Source organism: Streptomyces canarius, assembly GCF_014650735.1.
Lineage (GTDB): Bacteria > Actinomycetota > Actinomycetes > Streptomycetales > Streptomycetaceae > Streptomyces > Streptomyces olivaceoviridis.
The window spans coordinates 1-23,637 of record NZ_BMVN01000045.1 but is presented as its reverse complement, the minus strand read 5'-3'; the positions used below and the strand labels follow the sequence as shown (position 1 = coordinate 23,637).

Here is a 23,637-nt window from a genome sequence, read left to right as displayed (position 1 = left end):
TGACACTGCGTCAGACACCTCGCCCGCGTTTCCAGCCCCTCGGGCACGTGTGGGGCGTCGCAGCCGTCGGAGACCCGGCCGGTAGCCCCGGCCGGCACGGTACGGCGGTGGCCGTGCCGGTCCCTGGCGGAAGCGGCACGGCTGTGTCGTACCGGTCAGCCCGTCGGTGCCGTCAGCAGGACGTCGTGGACGACCGACTCGTCGTCGACCACGATCGTGGACTCCTGCGGCTGGTAGCCGTCGGCGGAGGTGATCAGCACGTACCGCCCGAAGCCGGGGGCTTGCAGCGTGTAGGAGCCGTCGGCCTGTACCTCCGCCCGGGTCACCTGCCGGCCCTCCGGTGAGGTCAGCGTGACCGCGGCCCGCGGGACGGGCTCGCTCCCGGCGGCGCGGACCCGGCCGCGGACCGGGATGCCCTCGGCCCCGGGGGCCTGCGCGACCGCGTCGACGGCCTCCGCCGGCACGGGTATCCCGGCGACGGCCTCGGCGGTCTCCGCCGCCTGGGCCGCCTCCGCCGCCTGGACCAGGCCGCTGGAGGCACGCAGCGGGACCTCCTTGATGAACAGGGTCACCAGGAAGGCGATCAGCGCGACCGGGGCGACGTACATGAAGATGTCGCCGATGCCGTGCCCGTAGGCACTTTCCAGCCAGGTGCGGACCGGGGCCGGCAGCAGGGCGAGGTCGGGCAGTTGGCCGCCGCCGGACGCCTTGGCGGCCACGGCCTGGTCCGGCGGGCTGAGCTGGGTGACGGTCTCGCGCGCGTAGTGGCCGATGCGGGTGGTGAGGACCGAGCCGAGCACGGAGACGCCCACCGCGCCGCCGAGGGACCGGAAGAAGGTCACCGTGGAGGACGCGGCACCGAGGTCGTTCGGGGCGACCTGGTTCTGGGTGCACAGCACGAGGTTCTGGAGCGTCATGCCGACGCCGAGGCCCATCAGCGCCATGCACAGCGCGATGAACAGGTACGGGGTGTCGTAGCGGAGCATGCCCAGCAGGGCCAGGCCCGCCGTCAGCAGCACACCGCCCGTCAGCAGCCAGCCCTTCCACTTGCCGGTGCGGGTGATGACCCGGCCGGAGACGGTGGAGGAGACGAACAGGCCCGCGATGAACGGGATCGTCATGACGCCCGACATGGTCGGGGAGTCGCCGCGCGCGAGCTGGAAGTACTGGCTGAAGAAGACGGTGCCCGCGAACAGCGCGATGCCGACGAAGAGGGAGGCGAGGGAGGCGAGGGCGATGGTGGGGTTGCGGAACAGCCGCAGCGGGATGATCGGCTCCGCGGCCTTCGTCTCGACGAACAGGAAGATCAGCGCCAGCACGATCGACGCGCCGACCAGGGTGTACGTCTGCCAGGACAGCCAGGCGTACTTGTCGTCGGCGAAGGTGACCCAGATCAGCAGGGTGCAGACGGCCGCGCTGACGAAGAAGGCGCCGGCCCAGTCGACCTTGACGTCGCGCTTGGCGACGGGCAGGTTCAGCGTCCGCTGGAGGACCACCAGCGCGACGAGCGCGAAGGGGATGCCGACGAACAGGCACCAGCGCCAGCCGAGCCAGCTGGTGTCGGTGATGACACCGCCGAGCAGCGGGCCGCCGACGGTGGCCACGGCGAAGGTCGCGCCCAGGTAGCCGGAGTACCGGCCGCGCTCGCGCGGAGAGATCATCGCGGCCAGGACGACCTGCGCCAGCGCGGACAGACCGCCACCGCCCAGGCCCTGGATGACACGGGCGGTGATCAGCGTCGCGGGGTTCGGCGCGAGACCGGCCACCAGGGAACCGATGGAGTAGACGACCAGCGCCGACTGGACCAGGATCTTCTTGCTGAACTGGTCGGCGAGCTTGCCCCACAGCGGGGTGGAGGCGGTCACCGCCAGCAGGGAGGCGGTGACGACCCAGGTGTAGGCGCTCTGGCCGCCGCCGAGGTCGCCGATGATCCTCGGCAGCGCGTTGGTGACCACGGTCGAGGACAGGATGGCGCAGAACAGGCCGAGCAGCAGTCCGGAGAGGGCGCGCATGATCTGCGCGTGGGTCATCGGCGCGTCGGGCGAACCTCCTCTTGGACGGGCGTGGGCCCGCACACCGGCTTTCGGGGTGGTTGTCATGGGGTTTCTCGTCCTTACGTGGTGACAGCGGGTGTACGGGGCGAGCGGTCGTCCTCGGGGGCGTGGGGTGACCGGTCGTCCTGGGAGGTACGGGGCGAGCGCTCGTCCCTGGGCGGTCCGGTGCCGGGGTCCTGTTCGGTCCCGGGGTGCCGTTCCGCCCAGGGCTCCTCATCGGTCCACGGATCTTCGAAGCTCGCCCGGAGCCGGGCCATGAGGCACGTCAGCCGCCGGATCTCCTCGTCGCTCCAGCCGCTCAGCCGCCGGGCGAGCGTCCGGGCGGTGTGCTCGGACAGCCGGGCGAGCACGGCCCGGCCCGCGGGGGTCAGGCGCAGGATGCGCGAGCGCCGGTCGGCGGGATCGGGGCTGCGGTCGATCCAGCCCCGGGCCGCCACGTGCGCGACGTGGCGGCTGGTGACGGACATGTCGACGGCGAGCAGTTCGGCGAGCCTGCCGATGCGCATGTCGCCGTCGCGGCCGAGCAGTGCCAGCACCGTGGCGGTGACGTTGGAGCAGCCGTCCGGAAGGTTCCGGCCCAGCTCCCGCCGTACGGACCCGATGGCGCTCAGCTGGCGCATCAGCTCCTCGTACTGCGCTGCGTCGGCCACACGTGCCTCCCAACATTCTTGCTTAAGGCAACTATGGAGTTGCTCGGTTGCCTGAGGCAAGCGTTTCAGGTGTGCCCTGGAGCACACATGTCACCGGAGGCATGTGTTTCGGGATGCCCGGCCGCTCAGTGCAGGATCCGCCGGGCGACATTGGTGGTGACCAGGTCGAGGAGTTCCTCGCCCCGGCCGGACAGGATGGTGCGGATGGCGTAGAGGGTGAAACCCTTGGCCTGCTCGACCGTGACCGCCGGCGGCACGGACAGCTCCTGGCGGGCCGTCATGACCTCGACCAGAGCGGGTCCGTCGTGCGCGAAGGCGCCCTTGAGCGCGTCCTCCAGGTCACCTGGCCGCTCCACCCGGCGGGCCCACAGCCCGACCGCGGCGGCGACCTCGGCGAGCTGCGGGTTGTCCAGCTCGGTCGCGTAGTTGACGATGCCCGCCGCCTTCATCTCCAGCTCCACGAAGTTCAGCGAGCCGTTGTTGAAGACGACGATCTTGGCGGGCAGGCGGTTCTGCCGCAGGGTGAACAGCTCCCCGAGGAGCATGGTGAGCCCGCCGTCGCCCGACAGCGAGACCACCTGACGCCCCGGATACGCCGCCTGCGCGCCCACGGCGTGCGGCAGGGCGCAGGCCATGGTGCCGTGGTTGAACGAACCGAGCAGCCGCCGGTGTCCGTTGAAGGTCAGGTAGCGGGCCGCCCACACCACCGGGGAACCGACGTCGACGGTGAAGACCGCGTCCCGGTCCGCGAGGCGGTCCAGGGTGCGGGCCACGAACTGCGGGTGGATCGGGGTGCGTTCGCGGTCGTTGACGGCGAGCGCGTCCAGCGACTTGCGCGTGCGGGCGTAGTGGGCGAGGGCCTCGTCGAGGTGCTTGCGCCCGCTCTTGACGGTCAGCAGCGGCAGCAGCGCGGGCAGGGTGTCGCGCACGCTGCCGACCAGGGGCAGGTCGACATGGGTGCGCCGGCCGATCTGCTCGCCGCGGATGTCGAGCTGGATCACCTTCGCGCCCTGCGGATAGAACTGCCGGTAGGGGAAGTCGGTGCCCAGCATCAGCAGGGTGTCGGCCTCCTCGATCGCCTTGTAACCGGAGGCGAAGCCGAGCAGACCGGTCATCCCGACGTCGTACGGGTTGTCGTACTCGACGTACTCCTTGCCCCGCAGCGCGTGCACGACGGGCGCCTTGAGGGTCTCGGCGAGCCGGACCAGGTCGTCGTGGGCGCCGGCCGCGCCCGCGCCCGCCAGGATCGTCACCCGCTGCCCGTCGTTCAGCAGCGCGGCGGCCTCGCGCAGGTCGGCGTCGTCCGGGCGGACGACGGTCCTGGCCGGGCGCACCACCGTGGGGGCCAGGTCGCGGCCGGTCTTGCCGAGGAAGATCTCGCCGGGTACGACGACGACCGCCACGCCCCTGCGTTCGACGGCCGCCCGCATCGCCATCTCCAGGACGCGCGGCCCGTGTTCGGGGCTGGTGACGACCTCCGCGTAGACGCTGCAATCGGCGAACAGTTCCTGCGGGCGCGTCTCCTGGAAGTAGCCGGAGCCGATCTCGCTGCCCGGGATCTGGGCGGCGATGGCGAGGACCGGCACGCGGCTGCGCTGGGCGTCGAAGAGCCCGTTGATCAGGTGCAGGTTGCCGGGACCGCAGCTGCCGACGCAGACGGTGAGATCTCCGGTCAGCCCGGCCTCGGCCGCCGCCGCGAAGGCGGCGCTCTCCTCGTGCCGCACGTGCACCCAGTCGACCTCGCCGTCGCGCCGGATGGCGTCCGTCAGACCGTTGAGGGAGTCGCCGGGCAGGCCGTACAGGCGCCGCACGCCCGAGGCCTTCAGGGAGGCGATGACGTGGTCAGCGAAGGTGGGCATACGGGTCGCCTTTCGTCGGTCGTGAGCGCGTCCGGGGCGGCGGGGAAGCTCGTGGGCTGTTGCCCGCCTGTTCTCGGCCCGGCGCGTGTGAGCAGCGCCTGATCAGTGTCGGGGAACCGACATTGCGCACACATCCGTCGAATGACTGCGTCACGGGCGCGACGGCGTCGTCCGTCCCTGGGTCGGACGACTGTCCGGCTCCGCCCCCCGGCGGCCCGAGGGCCACGGCATGCGGCCCTCGGCCGGGTTCGCACCGGCGGAGACGGCCACGGTCGCCCGCGGGGCGGTCAGCGCTCGGTGACGGGCTCTGCCGTGGCGGTGTCCGCGGCAGGCGTGCGGCCGGCGTGCGGCACGGTGGAGGCGGTGGTCCCGTCCGCGGCGTCGTCCTCCCGCATCGCCCGGGCCTCGCTCTTGAGGATGCGCATCGAGCGGCCCAGTCCGCGGGCGGCGTCGGGCAGTTTCTTCGACCCGAACAGCGCGATGAGGACGACCGCCACGATGAGCAGGTGCCAGGGTTCCAGTCCGTTGCGAAGCATTGCGTGTTCTCCTCGGGTCAGGAAGGTCGGTGTGTCAGGCCAGTGCGTGGGCCCTTGCGTCAGGTGCCGCGGTCCACATACAGAGCGGAACACACATGTGCGTTTCGCGCAATGCCGGGCAACCTGGCACGTATGCGCGACCCGGCCGTCAGATCCAGGTGTCGAGCCACATTCTGCTGTGCCAGTCGGCGTACGGGATCGTCTGCCCGGTGTAGAGCGGGAAGAAGTAGACGAAGTTCCAGGCGATGAGCAGGACGAGCACGCCGGCGGCCACCGCGCCCACGGTGCGGCGTCCGCGGTCCGCGCCCGGCGGCCCCGACAGGGCTCCCAGCATCATCGTCACGGCCAGGCACAGGTACGGCACGTAGACCACCGCGTAGAAGGAGAAGATCGTGCGGTCCTGGTAGAGGAACCAGGGCAGTTGACCGGCGCCCACCGCGCACAGGATGGCGCCGGCCCGCCAGTCGCGGCGCAGCGCCCACCGGTAGAGCAGGTACACGAGGGCGCAGCATGCCGACCACCACAGCAGCGGGGTGCCGAGGGCGAGGACCGTCTGCGAGCAGTCGACCGCCGTGTGGCAGCCGTCCCGCCCGGCTTTCGGCGACTCGTAGTGGAACAGCACGGGGCGGCCCAGGACCAGCCAGCTCCAGGGGTTGGACTCGTACGCGTGGGGAGAGTGCAGCCCCACGTTGAACTGGTAGACCCCGTACTCGTAGTGCCACCAGCTGCGCAGCGGAGCGGGAACCCATGACCAGGTGCCGCCGCGGCCGTCGGCCCAGTGGCGTCCGTAGCCCTTGTCGGACAGGAACCAGCCGGTCCATGTCGCCAGGTACGTCGTCACGGCGACCGGCACCAGGGACAGGACCGACCAGCCGAGGTCCTTGCGCAGCACCGCCCGGTACGGGCGGCGGGCCCCGGCGACGCGGCGGGCGCCGACGTCCCACAGCACCGTCAGGATCACGAAGAACGCCAGGACGTACAGCCCGTTCCACTTGGTGGAGGCCGCCAGTCCCAGGAAGAGGCCGGCGGCGAGCCGCCAGGGGCGGACCCCCGTCCCGGCATGGTCACCGGTGCGCGCGTCCGGGCGCGCACGGCCGTCCGCGCCGACCGGCAAGGCCGCCGCGAGCCGGGCCCGCGCGTGGTCCCGGTCGATCAGCAGGCAGCCGAACGCCGCCAGGACGAAGAACATGACCACGAGGTCCAGCAGCGCGTTACGGCTCATCACCAGGTGCAGACCGTCCACCGCCAGCAGCGCGCCGGCCAGGCAGCCCAGCAGCGTCGAACGGAACAGGCGGCGGCCGATCCGGCACAGCATGAGCACCGACAGGGTGCCCAGGGCGGCCGTCATGAACCGCCAGCCGAACGGGTCCAGGCCGAACATCCACTCGCCGAGGGCGATCACCCACTTGCCCGTCGGCGGGTGCGCGACGAAGGCCCCGGTGTCGGAGAGCGGGATCGCCTGGGGGTGGGCGAGGATCTGCGGGTCGGAGATCTTGCGGTCCGGCCAGGTGCCCTCGTAGCCGAGCCGCAGCAGGGACCAGGCGTCCTTGGCGTAGTAGGTCTCGTCGAAGACGAGGGCCCGCGGCCGGCCGAGGTGCCAGAAGCGGAGCGTTCCGGCCAGGACGGCGACGAGTAACGGCCCCACCCAGTCCATCGCCTTCGCGACGGGGAACACACGTGCCGGATCGAGACGTGTCAGCTCCCACAGCCGGACCGCCGGCTCCGGGAAGGGCGGAACGAGACGCTCACGGGTATCGGGCCCCGGGCGTGCCACGTGTCCGAAGCGGCGAAGTCGCCCCTGCCGGTCTCCGGGCTCCGTCGTCGGACCGGTGCCGTCGAGGGAACGCGTCGCGTTGTGTTGATGCACTGCCGTCGCCTTGTTCCTTGCGTGTCGCTGTGCCACTGATGATGCTGTTCTCACCCGTCCGACGACAGCTGCCGCGGCCCGGCGGCCGGTGGTCACGTCCCGGCGCGGTGGGCCGTCCTCGTCCCCGGCCGTGCCACCGACCGTGCCTTGGCTCGCATCTGCGCGGCGCGTGCGACACGGAGCCCGCCGAACAGCTCGGCCGCCCTGGCCCAGCTCTCCCGCGCCTGCTCCGCGTCCCCCCGTTCCAGCTGAGCGGACGCAAGATGGTCCCACACCTCGGCGGCGCCGTAGTCGTCGAGCACTTCACCGAAGAGCCGCAGCGACTTCTCGTAGCCGGCGACGGCGGCGTCGAGATCGCCCAGTCCCTGCCGGGCGTATCCGATGGTGCTCCAGACATGCGCCTCGAAACGACGCTCCCCGGCCTCCTGGAGCATGGGCAGCGCCTCCTCACACGTGGCGATGGACCGCCGGTACTCGCCGAGTGTGGCGAGGGACCAGCTCACATAGCAGAGCGCACGTCCGATCCTGTCGGGCTGCCGGAGGGCTCGGTAGATCATGAGCGCGTTGCGCGCGTGCCGGAGGGCCTCGGTGAAGCGCCGTTGCCGCTCACGCAGCCAGGCGAGGTTCAGCTCGGCGCGGGCGCGGTCCGCGTCGGGCAGCCGGTGCATGTGGGTGAGCATGACGCCGATCGGCTCGTTCGCGTCGTCGTGGTTGCCCGTCTCGATCAGGGCACGTGCCAGGATCGCGCTGGTTCTCACCATGGCGACCGGGTCACCGAGCGCGCCGGCCGCCTCCAGTGCGATGCGCTCGACCGTGATCTCCTCCGCCCAGCGGCCCTCGACCGTGTTGTAGCCCACCCATTCCAGCACGAGGTCGACACAGTGCCGCAGCAGCCGGGGGTCCTGGACGACGTGCAGAACGGCGGCCGTGGTCGACTCCTCCTGCCGGTACCAGTCGAGCGCCTCCTCGCGGCTGTCGACCGGGACGTGCACGACACCCTCGGCCGCGGCGCCGGGCGGGTCGGCCTTGTACCTGGACACGTACAGTCCGGCCGCGTACGCGTTGTGCCGCAGGTAGTCCATGAGGCGGATCTCGGCGGCCAAGCGGTCGTCGCGCTCCCTCTCGATGAGTTCGATGCCGTAGGCGCGGACCAGGTCGTGCAGGACGTAGCGGCCGTCGGCGTCACGGGAGAGCAGGCTGGCGGAGGCGAGCGCGCGCAGCTGCCGACGGACCCGCGCCGGCTCCGCCCCGACGAGTGAGGCCGCGGCCTCGACGGATGCCGCCGGCCCGGGGTGCAGGGCCAGGTGCCGGAACACCCGTGCCGTCCCGGCGTCGAGCGCCCGGTACGACCAGGAGAAGACGGCCCGGACATCGGCCCGGCGGTCGCTGGTCGACAGAGCGTCCAGCCGGGCTTCCTCCAGCTCGCGCGCGGCGAGCCGCAGGGGTATCCCGGGTGTGGCGCTGAGCTGCGCGCCCACCACGGCGATCGCCAGCGGAAGACACCCGCACAGCTCCGTCAGGCGGGCGGCGGCCTCCGGCTCGGCCCGGCACCGCTCCTCGCCGATCCGCACGGCCAGCGCGGCGAGCGCCTCCTGCCTCGTCCACACGTCCAGGCCGATCAGTGAGGCCCCCTCGCGCGCCGCCAGTCCGGCCAGCCGGTTGCGCGAGGTGATGATCGTCAGGCAGCCCGCGGCACCCGGCAGCAGCGGCCTGACCTGCTCCTCGTCCTGCGCGTTGTCGAGGACGACGACCAGTTGCCGGGACGCGGTGTGTTCCCGGAAGAGCGCGCCGCGCCGGTCGGTGCCGCGCGGCAGATCACCACTGGGCACACCCAGCGCTCTGAGGAACCCGCCCAGAGCCTCTCCGGGGTCCAGGGGCTGCTCGGAGTCCTCGAATCCGCGCAGGTTCACATACAGCTGCCCGTCCGGGAAACGGTCGGCCACCCGGTGTGCCCAGTGCACCGCGAGGGCCGTCTTGCCGATCCCCGCCATACCGACGATCGCCGAGACGACCGCGCGCCCGGCCCGCCCGGGAACCGGCGCCGTGACACCGTGGACCTCCGCCAGCGCCTCCTTGCGACCGCAGAACCCGGCCGGATCGGGAGGCAGTTGCCGCGGCACCTGCCAGGTGCGGCGCGCGGACGCCTGCACCAGCCGCCGCCGATCGGCCTCGTCCAGCTCCAGGGCGTCCATCAGCTCGCCCAGTGTCGCCTGCCGCGGCAGGCTCTGCCCCCGTTCCATGTCGCTGATGGCCCGCACACTCACCCCGGACGCCTCGGCGAGGCTCTCCAGCGTGAACAGCGAACGCCGCCGGGCCGCACGCAACAACCGGCCGAACGTGGTCCTGTCGTCCATCCCCACCCCCGGCTGCCGGCCTCGGGCTCCGGCCGCGGGTCGGCGCCGGCGCCTCGGATGCCCGCAAACGTAACAGGGCGGGGCCGGATGGCGACATGGCCGTCTCAGGAGGTGGGCCGTCACACGCCCGGCCGGACACCCGCGGTCGCCGCACACCCGCTCCGGGCGTCACCAGGCCGGCCGGGCAGGGGCGCCGGTGCGGCACTGGACGGCGGACACCGGGCCGGCCGGCACATGTGTGACAGCCGGCATCAGGTCCTGCGGTACCGCACCGGCAGCGACAGCACCCCGCGCACCATGCCCGCCGGGAACCAGTCCAGCGAATCGGCGGGCACCGCCAGTTCCAGGTGCGGGACGCGGGTGAGGAGGGTGCGCAGGGCGATGCGGGCCTCCAGGCGGGCCAGCGGGGCGCCCAGACAGTGGTGGATGCCGTGGCCGAAGGAGAGGTGCCGGGCGGCGGGACGGGTGATGTCGAGCACGTCCGGGTCGCCGCCGCCCGGCAGGGGGGCGTCACGGCTCGCGGAGGCGAGGGCCACGGCGACGATGCCGCCACGGGGGATGTGTACGCCGCCCAGTTCCAGGTCCTCGGCCGCGTACCGGTTCGTCGTGCGCTCGACGGAGGTGTCGTAGCGCAGGAACTCCTCGATCGCGTCGGGCAGGAGGCCGAGGTCCTCCCGCAGCATCCGCAGTTGGTCGGGGTGCTGGAGCAGGGCCAGCACGGCGTTGCCCAGGAGGTTGACGGTGGTCTCGTGGCCGGCGATGACGAGCAGGGCCGCGGTGCCGGCCAGTTCGTCCGGGGAGAGGCGGCCGTCGTCCTCGTCCCGGGCGGCGACCAGCGCGGACATCAGGTCGTCACCGGGAGCGCGGCGCTTGTCGTCGGCCAGCCCGCGCAGGAACCCGTGCAGGCTCGCCACCGCCGAGGCGTACTCGGGGTGGCCCACCTGGAAGGCGAGCGTCGTCCAGCGGCGGAAGTCCTGGCGGTCGGCCTCGGGGATGCCGAGCAGTTCGGCGATGACCGCGACCGGCAGCGGCGCGGTGAAGGCCTCCACCAGGTCCAGCTCGCCGGACGGCGGCATGGCGTCGACGAGCCGGTCCGCGATCTCGGTGATGCGCGGTTCCATCTCGGCGGTCCGCTTCGGGGAGAAGGCGCCGGAGACCAGACGGCGCAGCCGGGTGTGCTCGGGCGGGTCCGCCTCCAGCATCTGGCCGCCGAACCCGGTGCCGCGCTTGTGGCCCAGGAAGCCCGCCGCCTCCAGCATCTCCGCGGCCGGCTCCGGGTCCTTGAGCAGCGCCGGATGGGTCAGCGCCTCGCGGGCCAGGTCGTAGTCGACGACCACCCAGCCCGTGATGCCCGGGAAGAACTGCGCCGGGTGGACGGGGCCCTTCGCGCGCAGCCGCGCGTACTGCCGGTGGGCGTCCGCCTTGAACTCCGGGCTCATGATCACCCGCTCGTGCGGTTCACCGACCGGCCGTGCCTGCTGGTGCGTGTCCATCCGAGATTCCTCACCTTCTGCCCCGGGACAGTCCCGGGGGTCCGAGCCGGCCGCGGAACGCGCCTGCCCTGTCGGCCGGTCCACGCGGGGGACGGAAACGCGCTCACCACGTCGGCCGGTCCACGCGGGGACGGGAACGCGGGCCGCCCGCCCGCCCGCCCGGCCGCCCGGCCGGCCGCGGAAGCCGTTTCACACAACACGCGGGCCGGCCCCCTGCGGGTTCACCGGACCCCGACCACCTCCAGGCGGCTCGGCCCTGCGTCCGTGCCGCGCAGCGTGATGTCGAACAACAGCCGTCCCGCGCCGGGGCGCAGCGTCGTCTCGCCGCCCGGCTCGACCGCCTGCCGCGGGCCCTCCTCGCGCACGCCCGGCCGCGCGCCCGCCAGGTACGTCACGTACACCAGGGCACGGCCCGGGTTGCGCACCGTCACCTGCGACGTCCGCTCGCACCGCGCACCCTCGTGCCGCCCGGCGGCGCAGACGTACCGCAGGTCGCCGAAGCCGTACGTCCCACAGGACAGCTCCATGCCGCGCGGGAGGGCGGACCGGCACACCCGGCCCGCGGTCACGCGGTCGGCGGTCGCGTCACCGGCATGGCTCGGCGACTCGCCGGGCCGGCCGGAGAACCAGCATCCCGCGGTGGCCAGCCCCAGCACGACGGCCCACGTACCCGCCGCGAGCCACCGTGCGTTCTCCCGGCGTGCGGACTTCATCGGACGGTACCCTCCACATGTCACACCGGCCCGGTGGCGCGTCGAACGGACGAACACAGTGTGCCCGACTCCCGTTCCCGAGACATCTGTCTCAGTCTAGGCACACGCCGGGATGACGTCGGTGTGAAGAAGTGGTGGCGAGAGACGGAAGCTGTCCGGGGCCGGGACGCGACGGAGTAAGGTGCGCGCCGGTCCATTTCACACGTATCTCTATCGAACCTGGAATCCATGAACAACTCCACAGCGGAAACACAGACCAGCTCCTTCGTGCCGGGCGGCCGTCGCCGGCACCGGAGGACGAAGCAGAGCAGCGCGGGTCTGCGGCGTACCGTCGTGCTGGCGCTGGCCGTGCCCGTCGCCTCGGCCGCGCTGGCCGGGCCCTCGGCCTTCGCCGCCGGCAACGGCACCACGACGACGGCCGGCGGCGCGTCCGGCGGCGCGGAGTCGGCCGACCCCAGCGACCAGCAGATGGCCGCGAACCTCGATGCCCGCGTGCTCGACCAGCGGCTGGGCGCCGACGTGAGCGGCGTGGTCCTCGACGCGGACTCCGACGAAACCCTGTGGGACCACGACGGCTCCACCGCGCTGATGCCGGCCTCCAACGTCAAGCTGGCCACGGCGACCGCGGCGCTGACCGTGCTGGGCCCCGAGCACCGCTTCACCACCAGGGTCGTCTACGGCCACGGCACCCTCACCCTCGTCGGCGGCGGCGACCGCACGCTCAGCAGCGCCGACCTCGCGGAACTGGCGAAGACCGCGGTCGCCGGGCTGAAGAAGGCCGGCCTCGGCACGGTGAAGGTCGCCGTGGACGACAGCCTGTTCCCCGCACCGGCTCTCGCCGACGGCTGGAACGACGGCTACTACCCGGACACCGTCGCCCCGGTCCGCGCCCTCGTCGTCGACGGCCGCGGTGTCCAGGACACCTCGATCGACGCCGGGCAGACCTTCGCCGGACTGCTCGCCCAGGACGGTGTCACCGTCTCCGGCGACGTCACGCGCGGCACGGCCCGCCACACCGATGTGCCGGTCGCGCACCACCGGTCGGCCCCGCTGGCGGACATCGTCAAGAAGATGCTCAAGACCAGCGACAACAACATCGCCGAGACCCTGCTGCGGATGACCGCTCTGGGTGCGGGACGCCCCGCCACCTTCGAGGGCGGCACCGAGGTCGTGCGCCACGTGCTCAGCCACCGCTACGGCGTCTCCCTCGACAACTTCGAGATCCACGACGGCAGCGGCCTGTCCCGCACCGACCGCGTCCCGGCCGCCACGCTCGCGCAGATCCTCGAACTGCTCACCCAGCCCCGCTACGCGCACACCCTGGGCGCCATCCTGGACGGCCTGCCCGTCGCCGGTGAGGCGGGCTCCACCCTCGGCCCGGAGTGGGGCCGGTTCGACGACCCGCACTCCCAGTGCGCCGTCGGCAAGGTGCAGGCCAAGACCGGCACCCTCACCGGTGCCATCGCCCTGAGCGGTCTGACCCGGACCGACGACGGCGAGTGGCGGGTCTTCTCCTTCATCGAGAACGGCTCGACGGCTGCCCCGAACGACATCAAGGACGCGATGGACGGTCTGGCCGCCACCGTGAACGGCTGCTGGGCCTAGGAGCACCCAGGCGCCGCCCGGCCGCGAGGTCGGGTGGCGTTCGTGTGTGCGGCGGCGTCCGCCCACCGGTGCGGCCGGCCGCACCGTCCGATGCGCCGGTTTGAGTCCTCACTCGCCGACCGGTATGAGTCACATGTCACATGTCGTAGCGGTGACGTGTCGTAGTAGTGACATGCCGTAGCGGTGAACCGGAACGGCGGCGGATCCGCTACCCGGGTGACAGGGCCGGACCGTCCCGGAGACCGGTCGGGCCACCCCCCGCGACATCGCCGCCGATGCTCCGGCTCCGCTGGAAAGGAACACATGAAGCCTCCACACACGCCCCGGTCCGCGGGGGATCTCCCGAAGAGAGTCCCGGGCAGCGCCAGATCCGTCAGTTCCGGTTCCGGTTCCGGGCCCGGCCAGGACGGCACCGCGGCCGGCGGCGCGGAGCCGCCCGCGCCGGGCAGTGGTGACCGGGCGCCCGACGCGGCCGGGAGAGGCACCTCGCTGCCCCGGCTCACCCAGATCTCCTCCCTGGGATCGCGGGGGAACACCGGCCGCGGTAACGGACCGTCGTCCCCGGCCGCCGACGGCGCGGTGGGCGGCTCCGCCGCAGACAGACCCGGCGACACCTTCGCACGCCGCGCCGACACGGACCGGAGCCCCGCCGCGGACCAGGTCGTCTCACTCGACACGTTCCGCCGGGGCAAGGGCGACAAGATCCGGCGCGAGGGACTGCGCGGTGCTCTCGGCGTCGTGGGCGTCGTCGGACTGCTGGCGGCGGGCGGTGTCCTGCTGACCCTGGGCCTGGTCAACGGTCACGACGACGGCAAGCGCGACGGGACCTCGGTGACCGTCGACTCCCGGGGCCGGGGCACCGACGTCATCGACGGGTTCGGCGACGTGCCGGCGCCCTCGGTGACGGCGTCCGCGACCGACCCCGACGAGAAGGCCGACGGTTCCCGCGCGCCCACGTCCGCCTCGCCCGGCAGCAGCGCGTCGAGCAAGGCCTCCGCGTCCCCCGGCCGGCACTCCACCGCCACGGCGAAGGCCACGACCGGGACCAGGACGACCGCGCCGGCCGCGGCACCGGGGGTGAACGTGTTCAGCCACGCCTCACAGCGCTGCATAGACATCGTGGGCGGCGAGGCCGTGCGGGGCGCGGGCCTGATGATCCGGGACTGCTCTGGATCCGCCTCCCAGCACTGGACGTTCACGGGCGGAACCATGCGGGCGCTCGGCATGTGCGTGCAGCTCGTGAACGGTTCGACCGCCGACGGGGCGGACCTCGAACTCGCCTCCTGCGACGGGAGTCCGGCGCAGCGGTTCGAGCTGAACGTCAGACACGACCTGGTCAGCACGCTCGCCGACAAGTGCACGGACGTCCGGGACAACGGCACGGAGAACGGCACCCGGCTCCAGCTGTGGTCCTGCTCCGGCAGCCCCAACCAGAAGTGGTCCACGTCCTGAGCACCGGCGGGGCGGTGGCGGGAGCGGAGGGGCCCGCGCCGAGCCGATCTCCGGCGCGGCGCCCGCCGACTGATCCGACCGGCACCCGAGCCCGGTGACGGTCCGGCGATGCGGTCCAGGGACGGCACCTGGGTCAGCCGGGGGTGAGCGCGCCAGGTGCGTCGACCCATGGGTCGACGCACCTGGCGCGCTGCCCCATGGGTCGGCGGAGCGCCATCATGGAGGTATGAACACCTGCCCGCGCCCCGTTCCGCGCACCGTGTGGTCCAGCGCGGACGTCGACACCTCCGACGCGTTCGCCTACTGGGCCGACGTCATCTGTGACACGTTCGTCGGAGTGGCGGTGCGCCCCGGGCCGGACGGGGTCTTCGAGGGGCGGATCGAGCACTCCGTCCTGGACGGCATCGGCTTCGCCGAGCTGACCGCGGGCCCCCAGCAGGTGGTCCGGACGCGCCGGCTGATCGGACGCGACCCCGAGGACGTCTTCCTCGCCAACATCCAGCTGCGCGGCCGGGGCAGGCTGGAGCAGAACGGGCGGGTCGCCCTGCTCACGCCGGGCACGATGGCCTTCGTCGACAGCACCTGCCCCTACGCGCTGGACTTCGAGGACGGCTTCTCCCAGCTGGTGGTCAAGGTGCCCAAAGCCCGGCTGGCGCACCGCCCGCCGGCCGGGGCGACCAGCGTGGAGCTGGGCTCCTCGGGGCCCGGCCGGGTCATCGCGGACTTCCTCGTCGGCCTCAACCGTATGCAGGGGCACGATGCCGGGGCGGCGGCGGCTCTGCTGCCGCACGCCGTCGACCTGCTGGACACCGGTCTGGCCTGGGCCGCGGGCAGCGCGCCGCGGGAGGCGTCCGCCACGGCGCTGACCCGCGAACGGATCCACCGGTTCGTGCGCCGGCACGCCACGGATCCCGGCCTCGACGCCGCCGGGGTGGCCGCGGGCTGCGCGATCTCCCGGCGGACGATGTACCGCGCCCTGGCCGCGGACGGCGAATCGCTGACGGAGCTGATCCGCCGACTGCGGGTGTCGCACGCCCGGCGGCTGCTGCTGTCGCACCCCGAACGCCCCCTCGCCGCCGTGGCCCGCGCGTGCGGATTCGGTGGCGAGGCACAGCTGCACCGGGCGTTCCGGGCCGTCACGGGCATGACGCCCGGCGCCTACCGGGCCCGGCGGCCGGGTGCGCGGTGACGGTCCGGTCACCGGAGGGGATGCGGCGGCTCCCCGGCCGTCCCCGGGGCGTCCTCAGCCTTCCCCGGGCCCGCACCGGGGCATGAGTTCCCGGACGACCTCGACGAACTGGGGCGGAGCCGGCGGCATGGGAGCCTTGACGAGCTGCTTCAGGCCGACGTCGTAGCGCTGTCCCCACTGCGGGTCGACGACGTGGTAGCCGTCCTGGCGGAGCTGGTCGGCATTGCGCTGGACGGCGGGCTTCAGCCACATCTCGCCGGTCATCACCGGGAAGAACACCACGGGGAAGTCGGCGGCGGCGATCGTCGCGGTCAGCATGTTCGGCACGGCACCCGTGGCGGTGGCGGCGAGCATGTTGGCGGTGGCCGGCAGGACGGCCATCATGTCGTGCTCCGCCGCGAGGGTCGCCTGGTTCTCGTGGGCCCAGTCGTCCGGCGTCGCGCCCGTGACCACCCGGTCCGCGAACAAGCCGACGGTGTGCGGCGGGAGGAACGTGGCAGCGGTGTGCGTCATCAGGACGGTGACGGTCCCGGTGAAGGTGGTGCGCAGGGTGTTGATGTACATCGGGAGCATGGCGATCGCGGCGGAGCCGGTCGCGCCGATGAGCAGGCGTCCACCGAAAGTGGACGTGTCGTTGCTGGTCATGCCCCCACGATGCGCCGCCGCGCCGGCCGGAACGTGACCGTGTGCGCCACGACGACTGACCATCCGTGCCGGACGGACTGCGACCGTGGCCACCGCGTCAGTCCTCCACGTCCACCGCGTCGGCCAGTCGGTTGAGCCACTCACGCAGCAGACTCAGCTCCGCGGGACTGAGCGCCACGGTGCCCTCCTGCCCCAGGGCGGCCAGCAGCGCCATGGCACTGCTCACGACGGCGGCGCGGGGGGCGCCGTCGTCGCCGTCGCCGCTTCCCGCGGGCGGGAGCGTGAGGGTGTCGATCACCATCTCGCGTGCCGTCTCGGCGGTCCGCGGGTCGCAGCCGCCCTCGGGCCGGCTCATCAGCGTGAGGATCGTGCCCACACCGGCGGAGTGCATCACCTCGGTGGCGCGTTCGACGCTCATCCGCAGACGCCCGGCCGCGGCCACTCGGGTGATCATGTGCCGCAGTCCGGCGGCGGCCCGTCGTCCGGCCTGCGGCATGTGGCCGGGGCGGACCTGGCCGTAGACGAGCGAGTAGTAGGCCGGGTGCTCAAGTCCGAAGCGGATGTGCAGGTCCCACGCGTCGCGCAGCGCCTGGACCGGGTCGTCGCCGGTGAGCAGTTCGGCCTTCACGTCGAGGTAGCGCCGGAAACCGTGCTCCGCGACCTCCTCCAGCAGCCCTTCCTTGTCTCCGAAGATCCGAAAGATCGACGGTGTCGGCACGCCGGCGCGGGCGGCGACGGCGCGGGTCGACACCGCGTCCAGGCCGCCCTCCTCAAGGAGCCGGGCGGCGGCCAGGACGATCTTCTGCCGCAGTGTCGTGCCTGCCTGCTCCGTTGCCGTCTCCGTGGTCATGAATCGACGATATCAGTTGCGTGAATCACTGATCCCACCTCGTCCCGCCGTGGACACACGTTCACATCCGACCGAAACACATGTATCACTGCGTGCCCGGCACCGTCGCGACAGGTATCGTCCGAAGAGACACACATGACGCGAGGAGAAGACCGATGTCCCCCACACCCACCGTCGACACGCCCGGCACCGACGTCGGTGTCCTGATGCCCGTGGTCGTCCACTTCGACGACCTCGACTCGATGGGCCTGCTGCACAACGGCCACTACCAGGTGCTGGTCGAGCGGGCGTGGGGGTGGTTCTGGCGGGACAAGGGCATCGGCGGCAAGAGCGGCCTGGAAGGCGACGGCTTCAACGCCGCCAAGCACTTCGACATCACCTACGACCAGCCCGTGGCGGGGGTCGGCGAGTACGCCGTACACCTGTGGATGACGCGGCTGGGCACCACCTCCGCCACCGCGGGCTACCGGGTGTGCTCGGCCGACGGGAAGACGACGTACGCGCACGGCAGCCGCACCGTCGTCCGCCTCGACAGCACCACCTTCGCGCCCACTCCCTGGTCGGACCGGATCTGGGAGATCGCCCGGACCATCGGTCTGCCGCAGGAGCAGGCCTGAGGCGGGACTTCGCCGGAACGAACAGCGAGGACGACGTGCCTGTACTGAGCGGAAAGGGGGCCATCGTCACCGGCGGGTCCAACGGGATCGGCCGGGCGGTGGTCGAACGCCTCGTCACGGACGGGGCGCGCGTGGCGTTCTCCTGCCTCTCCGGCACCGAGCGCGCCGCCGAGGTGGAACGCGCGGCGGAGGCGAACGGCGGCGCGGCGAAGGCGTTCCGCGTCGATCTCGCGGAGCCCGACGCCGTACGGCGGTTCCTGAGCGGGGCCCGGGAGTGGCTGGGCGGCCTGGACATCCTGGTCAACAACGCGGGGTCCGCGCTGCCCGCGTCGATCGCGGAGGTCACCGAGGAGGACTACGACCGGATCATGGCCGTCAACGCGAAGGCCGTGTTCCTCGCCCTCCAGGAGGCGGCCCGGCACATGCGCGACGGCGGGCGGATCATCAGCGTCTCCACGATCAACACCCGGATGACGGTTCCGGGCGCGTCCGTGTACGTGGGCAGCAAGGGTGCCGTCGAACAGTTCACGGCGGTCGCGGCGCGCGAACTCGGGCCGCGCGGCATCACCGCCAACACGGTCTCACCCGGTTTCACCGACACGGACCTGCTGCGGTCCCTGAACACCGAGGAGACCCTGCGGCAGGCCGCTCAGCTGTCGCCGTTCGGCAGGCTGGGCGACCCGGCCGACATCGCCGACGTCGTCGCCTTCCTCGCCGGTCCGCAGTCGCGGTGGGTCAGCGGCCAGAACCTCCACGTCAACGGCGGGGTGACCCGGCTGGTGGTGTGACCCGGCCGTGGAGTGACCGGCGCCGGGTGTGGCTCGGCTCGTCGTACGGCCCGGCGCGTGGCGGGCCGCGGCCGGCACCCGCCGCGTTCGCGCAGCCGCCGCCGGCGGTGCCCGTCGTCGTAGGACCACCTCGGCACCGCCAGCACGCCGGGCAACGCGGTGACGCGGCCCCTGGCACACGGACCGTGACACGCACCGTCGGCTTGCGCCGGGCCCGTCACCGGGTGGCCGGTCCGATCGCCGCCACCCACCGCCGCACGCTCGCGATCAGCGAACCGCCGGCCGACAGCACGGCGTCGAGACCCTGCTCGGAGCCGGTGCCGGCCTCCTGGTGCAGTACGACGCCCAGCGCCAGCCGCTGGTGCCCGTCGCGGTCCGGCGCGGTGGCCGCCCACATCAGGTTGCCGCCCGCCGGGGTGCTGGACCCGGTCTTGACGCCGATGACCCCGTTCTCGCCGACCAGGGTGTTGGTGTTGCGGACGGTGCCGGACACCCCGGGCACACCGGCTTCCCGTTCGGCGACGACGGACCGGAACACCGGGTCGCGCATCACCTGCCGGGCCAGCTTCAGCTGGTCCTCGGAGGTACTGACCGTCGTCGGGGTGATGCCACTGGGGTCGGTGTACGTGGTGTTCGTCATGCCCAGATCGCGGGCGGCGCGGTTCATCTTCCCGACGAACGCCTCCTCCGAGCCGGCGTCCCAGCGGGCCAGCATCCGGGCGATGTTGCCGGCGGAGGGAAGCAGCATCAGTTGCAGCACCTGCCGTTCGCTCAGCCGGCGCCCCGCCTCGACCGCCACCGTCGACTCCGCGCCCAGGCTGGACTCCTGGGCCGCCCGCGCGTCGACGGTGATGCGGGCACCGTCCCCGTCGGGAGGGATCGGATGGTCGCGCAGGATGACGTACGCGGTCATCACCTTGGTCACGCTGGCGAGCGGCACGGGCTTCTGCGCGCCACGGGAGCCGAGTGCGCCCCGGGAGCCCAGGCCCTCGACGTGGATGCTGGTCTGCCCCTGCGCCGGCCAGGACAGGGACGCCGGCGACCCGGGGGCCGCCGGACGGTCACCACCGGGGTGTACGACGGTGCCGAGCACCACCAGGGCGGTCAGCGCGCCGGCACCGGCGGCGCCGGAGACGACCAGGCGCGACCGGAGCGGGCGGCGCGGCCGAGACGTGCGTGGCGGGGCGGTGGACGGTGGCACCTGGTCGGGGCACAGCTCGGACTCGCCGGGAACGGTGGCCGGGCACATGGGAACGCACCTCCTACGGGCAGGTGCGTGACGTCCACGCACCTCGCTTACCTTGCGCGGAGGGCGTGTCCGGGAGGCGGTGGCCGTCTCTCCGGCACCGCTCGGCTGTGCATCCGTCGTGTATCGGCGCCCGGGTACGACGGTGTGTTCAGGGCGCGGCGGGCAGCCGGAGCACGGCCACCGCCCCGCCGTCGGGGGAGTTGGCCAGATCCAGCCGGGCGCCGATGACCCGTGCCTGGCCCAGCGCGATGGTCAGGCCCAGGCCGTGGCCGTGGCCGCGCTCGGCCGCCCCGGTGCGGAATCGCTGCGGTCCGTGGGCCAGCAGGTGGGCGGGGAAACCGGGGCCGTGGTCGCGTACGGTGACCGTCGTGCCCGTGACCTCGACCTCGACGGGCGCGCGGCCGTGCCGGTGTGCGTTGGCGACCAGGTTGGCGACGATCCGGTCCAGCCGGCGCGGGTCGGTGTCGACCCACGGCTCCCCGTGCGCGGTGAACCGTGCCCCGAGGCCGGTGCGGGCCAGCGAGTCGCGGATCACGGCGGCCAGCGGCACCGGGCGCGGATCGGCCGTCTCGGCACCCGCGTCGAGCCGGGAGATCTCCAGCAGTTCCTCGACGAGGTTCCGCAGCACCGCCACCCGGTCCCGGACCAGACCGGTCGCCTCGCCCTCGGGCAGCAGGCCGCTCGCGGTGACGAGCCCCATCAGCGGGGTGCGCAGTTCGTGGGCGACGTCGGCGGTGAACCGCTGCTCGGCCAGCAGGCGTTCGTGCAGGCTGTCGGCCATCGCGTCCACGGTGGCGGAGATGGCGCTGATCTCGTCCCCGCCGCCGGCCCCGGTCCGCGCGGCCAGGTCGCCGTCCGAGATGCGGCGCGCGGTCCTGGCCACCCGTCGCAGTCTGCGGTGGGGCAGCTCGGCGGCGAGCGCCGACACCGGCAGGACGATCCCGAGCACGACCAGCGAGTACTTCCACATGTGCCGGTCCAGCGCCTGCCGGGCGAGCAGATCGGGGGTCATGTCCGCGTACACCGCGAAGGGCTCGCCCCGGTAGCTGGTCGCCGCCCACATCCGGGGGGCGTGGGGATCGCCGTCGTACCAGGTGACGGGGTTGTGGACCGGGTCCTTCCGTTCGTGGAGCCGGCGCAGCAGCTCCTTGGGCATGGCCCCGGGGTCCAGCTCGTCGCCCGGTTCGGGCGTCCCCTCGCGCGCGTAGCGCTCCACGGAGTGGGACAGGGCGGTCACCGCCTTGGCCGCGCCGTCGTTCATGGAGCGCTCCAGGGTGCTGCGGTGGACCAGCAGTCCGACGGTCAGCGCGACGGCGCAGCAGGCCACGGCCACCAGCAGGGCGGTCTTCCAGCGCAGCGAACGCCAGTTGAGCAGGGAGCGGACGGTGTGCACGTCAGGTCCGCCGCAGCTTGTAGCCGAAGCCGCGTACGGTCTCGATCCGGTCGGCGCCGATCTTCTTCCGCAGCCGCTGCACGCACAGGTCGACCACCCGGGTGTCGCCCTCCCAGCCGTAGTCCCACACGGTGCGAAGGAGCGTCTGCCGGTCGAGGACGATGCCGGGGTTGGCGGCGAACTCCAACAGCAGCCGCAGTTCGGTGGGGGCCAGCGCGACCGGCTCACCGCCCCGTGACACCTCCAGCCCCGCCGTGTCGACGGCCAGGTCACCGAAGACCAGCACGGTGTCCTTCCGCGCGTTCGCGACGGCCGAGGCGTCGACCGCGCCGAAGGTGGCACGGCGCAGCAGCGAGCGGATCCGGGCCACCAGTACGGCGGTGTCCACGGGTTTGACCACGTAGTCGTCGGCACCGGCCTCCAGACCCGAGACCACGTCCAGGGCGTCGCCGCGCGCGGACATCATCAGTACGGGCGTCGTGCTGGTCTCCCGGACGCGCCGGCACAGTCCGACACCGTCCAGGTGGGGCAGCATCACGTCCAGCAGCAGCACGTCGTGCCCGCCCTCCCGGAACCGCTCCAGCCCGGTCAGCCCGTCCCCGGCCGTGGCGACCTGGTAGCCGTAGCGCTCCAGGGCGAGCGCGACGGACCTGCGGATCACCTCGTCGTCCTCGACGAGCAGGATGGAGACGGAGGCCGGGCGGCCTTCCGGTACCGGTACGGCGGACATGTCTTCCCCTCCGGGCGCGTGGGTGCGGGGAGCACCATCATGCCGTCAGGGGTACGGCGACGGGCGGCGGGGGCGGGCGCGGGCGGCCTTCGGCGCGGGGTGCCGCCGGGCGCCGGGCCCGGTATCCGCACACGTGTCGAGTGAACCCCCGACCCGCTGGACGACGTGTTAGACACACAGGAACCGCCCAGGACACGGCACCGCGGAGAGCGACATGACCGATACCGCCCGAGCAAGCAGCACCGGAGTCGCGGGGGTGGGCGTGACCGCCTTCCTGGTCGCCGCGGCCCGCGCGATCGAGACGTCCCGGCCCGACGCGCCGGCGCGGGACGAGTACGCGGAGCATTTAGTCCGCGCGGCGCCCGGCTGCGCCGACTGGCCGCGCCGGTTCGACGAGGTGCCGGACGGCGACGCCGATCCGCTGTGGGGCCGGCTGGCCCGCTTCTTCGGTCTGCGCACCCGCGTCTTCGACGGGTTCCTGCTCAGCGCCGCGGCCGGCGGCTGCCGGCAGGTGGTCGTGCTGGGAGCCGGTCTGGACACCCGCGCCCACCGGCTGCCGTGGCCGGACGGCAGCACGGTCTTCGAGATCGACCTGGAAGAGGTGCTCGCCTTCAAGCAGTCCGTCCTGGACACGCTCGGGGCCGTACCGCGGGCCGCCCGCGTCGCCCTCGCCGCCGACCTGCGCCAGGACTGGACCCACGCCCTGCTCGCGGCCGGTTTCGATCCGACGCGTCCGACGGCCTGGCTCGCCGAGGGGCTGGTGCCGTATCTGCCGCCGGCCGCGGAACAGGAACTGCTCGCCACCGTCAACGCGCACAGCGCACCGGGCAGCGCGCTCGGCTACGAGGTCAAACGCGGGGTGGACCCGGCCGGGCAACGCGACTATCCCGTCTACGCGGCGGTCCGGGAGCGGCTCGGCATCGACCTGCTCGCCCTGTTCGACACCGCGCCCCGCCCGGACTCCGTCGCCGATCTCGACGCCCGGGGCTGGGACACGGCCGTGCACACGCCGTTCGACTTCGCGGACCGTCACGGCGTCGGTCTGCGGCCGACGCCGGACGACGCGCTGGCCGCCAACCGCTGGATCCTCGCGGTCCGCCCCTGACGACCTCCCGCACGGCGGGCCGGGGTGCGCGGACGGCGGGCCGCCGGGGCGGAGGGACACGTGTGCCGCGCCCTCCCGAGGCGGCGGGAAGGGGGGCAGGATCCTTCCCGGGCAGGAACTTGTCTCTTCCGCCGGGGTGTGGGGTGGCGGAGTGTGGATGTGTGCCCGGCAGGGACGGCCCCCGACTTCGGGGGGCCGGCCGTTCCGGGTGTGTCACACCACCTTCTTCGGACTTCGGCAGGAGTGCCCCCATGGCCAGGACCACCGTCACCTTCGACAGCGCCGGCATCGAGATCGCCGCCCACCTCTACACCCCCGACACCCCGGCGCCGGGCCCGCGTCCGGCCCTGGTGGTCGGCCACCCCGGTACCGCCGTGAAGGAGCAGACGTCGGGTACGTACGCGCAGCTGATGGCCGAGCGCGGTTTCGTCGCCCTCGCCTTCGACGCGGCCTACCAGGGCGCCTCCGGTGGTCTGCCGCGCGGTCTG

At 72.9% G+C, this 23,637-nt stretch carries 20 protein-coding genes; 7 read left to right on the top strand and 13 right to left on the bottom strand.

The features are described 5' to 3' along the window. Window positions 1–155: 155 nt before the first annotated feature. The 8 genes from IE294_RS37910 to IE294_RS37875 all read right to left on the bottom strand — a co-directional run bounded on the left by IE294_RS37910 (window position 156) and on the right by IE294_RS37875 (window position 11,526). Window positions 156–2,030: an MFS transporter gene (locus tag IE294_RS37910; RefSeq protein WP_189893860.1), complete on the bottom strand. Its 1,875-nt coding sequence runs from the start codon at window positions 2,028–2,030 to the stop codon at window positions 156–158. An 83-nt stretch (window positions 2,031–2,113) separates the two neighbouring features. Next, window positions 2,114–2,704: a MarR family winged helix-turn-helix transcriptional regulator gene (locus IE294_RS37905; protein ID WP_189893804.1), complete on the bottom strand. Its 591-nt coding sequence runs from the start codon at window positions 2,702–2,704 to the stop codon at window positions 2,114–2,116. 125 nt (window positions 2,705–2,829) lie between these two features. Beyond that, a complete protein-coding gene (gene poxB / locus IE294_RS37900; RefSeq protein ID WP_189893802.1) occupies window positions 2,830–4,563 on the bottom strand; it encodes a ubiquinone-dependent pyruvate dehydrogenase in 1,734 nt (577 codons plus the stop codon). A gap of 287 nt (window positions 4,564–4,850) precedes the next feature. Then, a complete protein-coding gene (gene tatA / locus IE294_RS37895) occupies window positions 4,851–5,099 on the bottom strand; it encodes a Sec-independent protein translocase subunit TatA (RefSeq protein ID WP_189893800.1) in 249 nt (82 codons plus the stop codon). A gap of 148 nt (window positions 5,100–5,247) precedes the next feature. Further along, complete coding sequence (locus IE294_RS37890) at window positions 5,248–6,966, bottom strand: dolichyl-phosphate-mannose--protein mannosyltransferase (RefSeq protein ID WP_373315920.1); 1,719 nt, start codon at window positions 6,964–6,966, stop codon at window positions 5,248–5,250. A gap of 92 nt (window positions 6,967–7,058) precedes the next feature. Continuing rightward, the gene (locus IE294_RS37885) at window positions 7,059–9,320 is read right to left on the bottom strand and encodes a helix-turn-helix domain-containing protein (RefSeq protein WP_189893798.1); all 2,262 of its coding nucleotides are present in this window, start codon (window positions 9,318–9,320) and stop codon (window positions 7,059–7,061) included. A 251-nt stretch (window positions 9,321–9,571) separates the two neighbouring features. Continuing rightward, entirely contained in the window at window positions 9,572–10,813 is a 1,242-nt protein-coding gene (locus tag IE294_RS37880) for a cytochrome P450 family protein (RefSeq protein WP_189893796.1), read from the bottom strand. 221 nt (window positions 10,814–11,034) lie between these two features. Beyond that, window positions 11,035–11,526, bottom strand: a complete 492-nt coding sequence (locus IE294_RS37875) for a hypothetical protein (RefSeq protein ID WP_189893794.1) — start codon at window positions 11,524–11,526, stop codon at window positions 11,035–11,037. Between the two features lie 228 nt (window positions 11,527–11,754). Between IE294_RS37875 and dacB the strand changes: the two genes are divergently transcribed. The 3 genes from dacB to IE294_RS37860 all read left to right on the top strand — a co-directional run bounded on the left by dacB (window position 11,755) and on the right by IE294_RS37860 (window position 15,772). Beyond that, complete coding sequence (dacB, locus tag IE294_RS37870) at window positions 11,755–13,131, top strand: D-alanyl-D-alanine carboxypeptidase/D-alanyl-D-alanine endopeptidase (RefSeq protein WP_189893792.1); 1,377 nt, start codon at window positions 11,755–11,757, stop codon at window positions 13,129–13,131. A 303-nt stretch (window positions 13,132–13,434) separates the two neighbouring features. Continuing rightward, a complete protein-coding gene (locus IE294_RS37865; RefSeq protein WP_229917741.1) occupies window positions 13,435–14,583 on the top strand; it encodes a ricin-type beta-trefoil lectin domain protein in 1,149 nt (382 codons plus the stop codon). 226 nt (window positions 14,584–14,809) lie between these two features. After that, window positions 14,810–15,772 (top strand): AraC-like ligand-binding domain-containing protein, encoded by a 963-nt coding sequence (locus IE294_RS37860; protein WP_189893790.1) that lies wholly within the window; start codon window positions 14,810–14,812, stop codon window positions 15,770–15,772. Between the two features lie 54 nt (window positions 15,773–15,826). Here the strand turns inward: IE294_RS37860 and IE294_RS37855 are convergent, their stop codons facing one another. Together IE294_RS37855 and IE294_RS37850 are read right to left on the bottom strand one after the other, a co-directional pair. Beyond that, on the bottom strand, window positions 15,827–16,417 hold the full coding sequence (locus IE294_RS37855; protein ID WP_189893788.1) for a flavoprotein: 591 nt from the start codon (window positions 16,415–16,417) through the stop codon (window positions 15,827–15,829). A 97-nt stretch (window positions 16,418–16,514) separates the two neighbouring features. Continuing rightward, window positions 16,515–17,267 (bottom strand): TetR/AcrR family transcriptional regulator, encoded by a 753-nt coding sequence (locus IE294_RS37850; RefSeq protein WP_189893787.1) that lies wholly within the window; start codon window positions 17,265–17,267, stop codon window positions 16,515–16,517. A gap of 155 nt (window positions 17,268–17,422) precedes the next feature. On the opposite strand from IE294_RS37850, the gene IE294_RS37845 reads away from it, so the two are divergent. Together IE294_RS37845 and IE294_RS37840 are read left to right on the top strand one after the other, a co-directional pair. Next, on the top strand, window positions 17,423–17,884 hold the full coding sequence (locus IE294_RS37845) for an acyl-CoA thioesterase (protein ID WP_189893785.1): 462 nt from the start codon (window positions 17,423–17,425) through the stop codon (window positions 17,882–17,884). Between the two features lie 35 nt (window positions 17,885–17,919). After that, on the top strand, window positions 17,920–18,672 hold the full coding sequence (locus IE294_RS37840) for an SDR family oxidoreductase (protein WP_189893783.1): 753 nt from the start codon (window positions 17,920–17,922) through the stop codon (window positions 18,670–18,672). A gap of 217 nt (window positions 18,673–18,889) precedes the next feature. Here IE294_RS37840 and IE294_RS37835 read toward each other — a convergent pair whose 3' ends face one another. From IE294_RS37835 to cseB, 3 genes are all read right to left on the bottom strand, one after another. Then, window positions 18,890–19,921, bottom strand: a complete 1,032-nt coding sequence (locus IE294_RS37835) for a D-alanyl-D-alanine carboxypeptidase family protein (protein WP_189893781.1) — start codon at window positions 19,919–19,921, stop codon at window positions 18,890–18,892. A gap of 148 nt (window positions 19,922–20,069) precedes the next feature. Then, entirely contained in the window at window positions 20,070–21,314 is a 1,245-nt protein-coding gene (locus IE294_RS37830; RefSeq protein WP_189893780.1) for an ATP-binding protein, read from the bottom strand. A 1-nt stretch (window position 21,315) separates the two neighbouring features. After that, window positions 21,316–22,044 carry a two-component system response regulator CseB gene (gene cseB / locus IE294_RS37825; protein WP_189893778.1) on the bottom strand — a complete coding sequence of 243 codons (729 nt, stop codon included), beginning with the start codon at window positions 22,042–22,044 and terminating at the stop codon, window positions 21,316–21,318. Between the two features lie 214 nt (window positions 22,045–22,258). Here cseB and IE294_RS37820 point away from each other — a divergent pair, with 214 nt between their 5' ends. Then, window positions 22,259–23,149, top strand: a complete 891-nt coding sequence (locus tag IE294_RS37820; RefSeq protein ID WP_189893776.1) for a class I SAM-dependent methyltransferase — start codon at window positions 22,259–22,261, stop codon at window positions 23,147–23,149. A 251-nt stretch (window positions 23,150–23,400) separates the two neighbouring features. Further along, a partial coding sequence (locus tag IE294_RS37815) for an alpha/beta hydrolase (protein ID WP_189893774.1) occupies window positions 23,401–23,637 on the top strand: 237 nt, incomplete at its 3' end.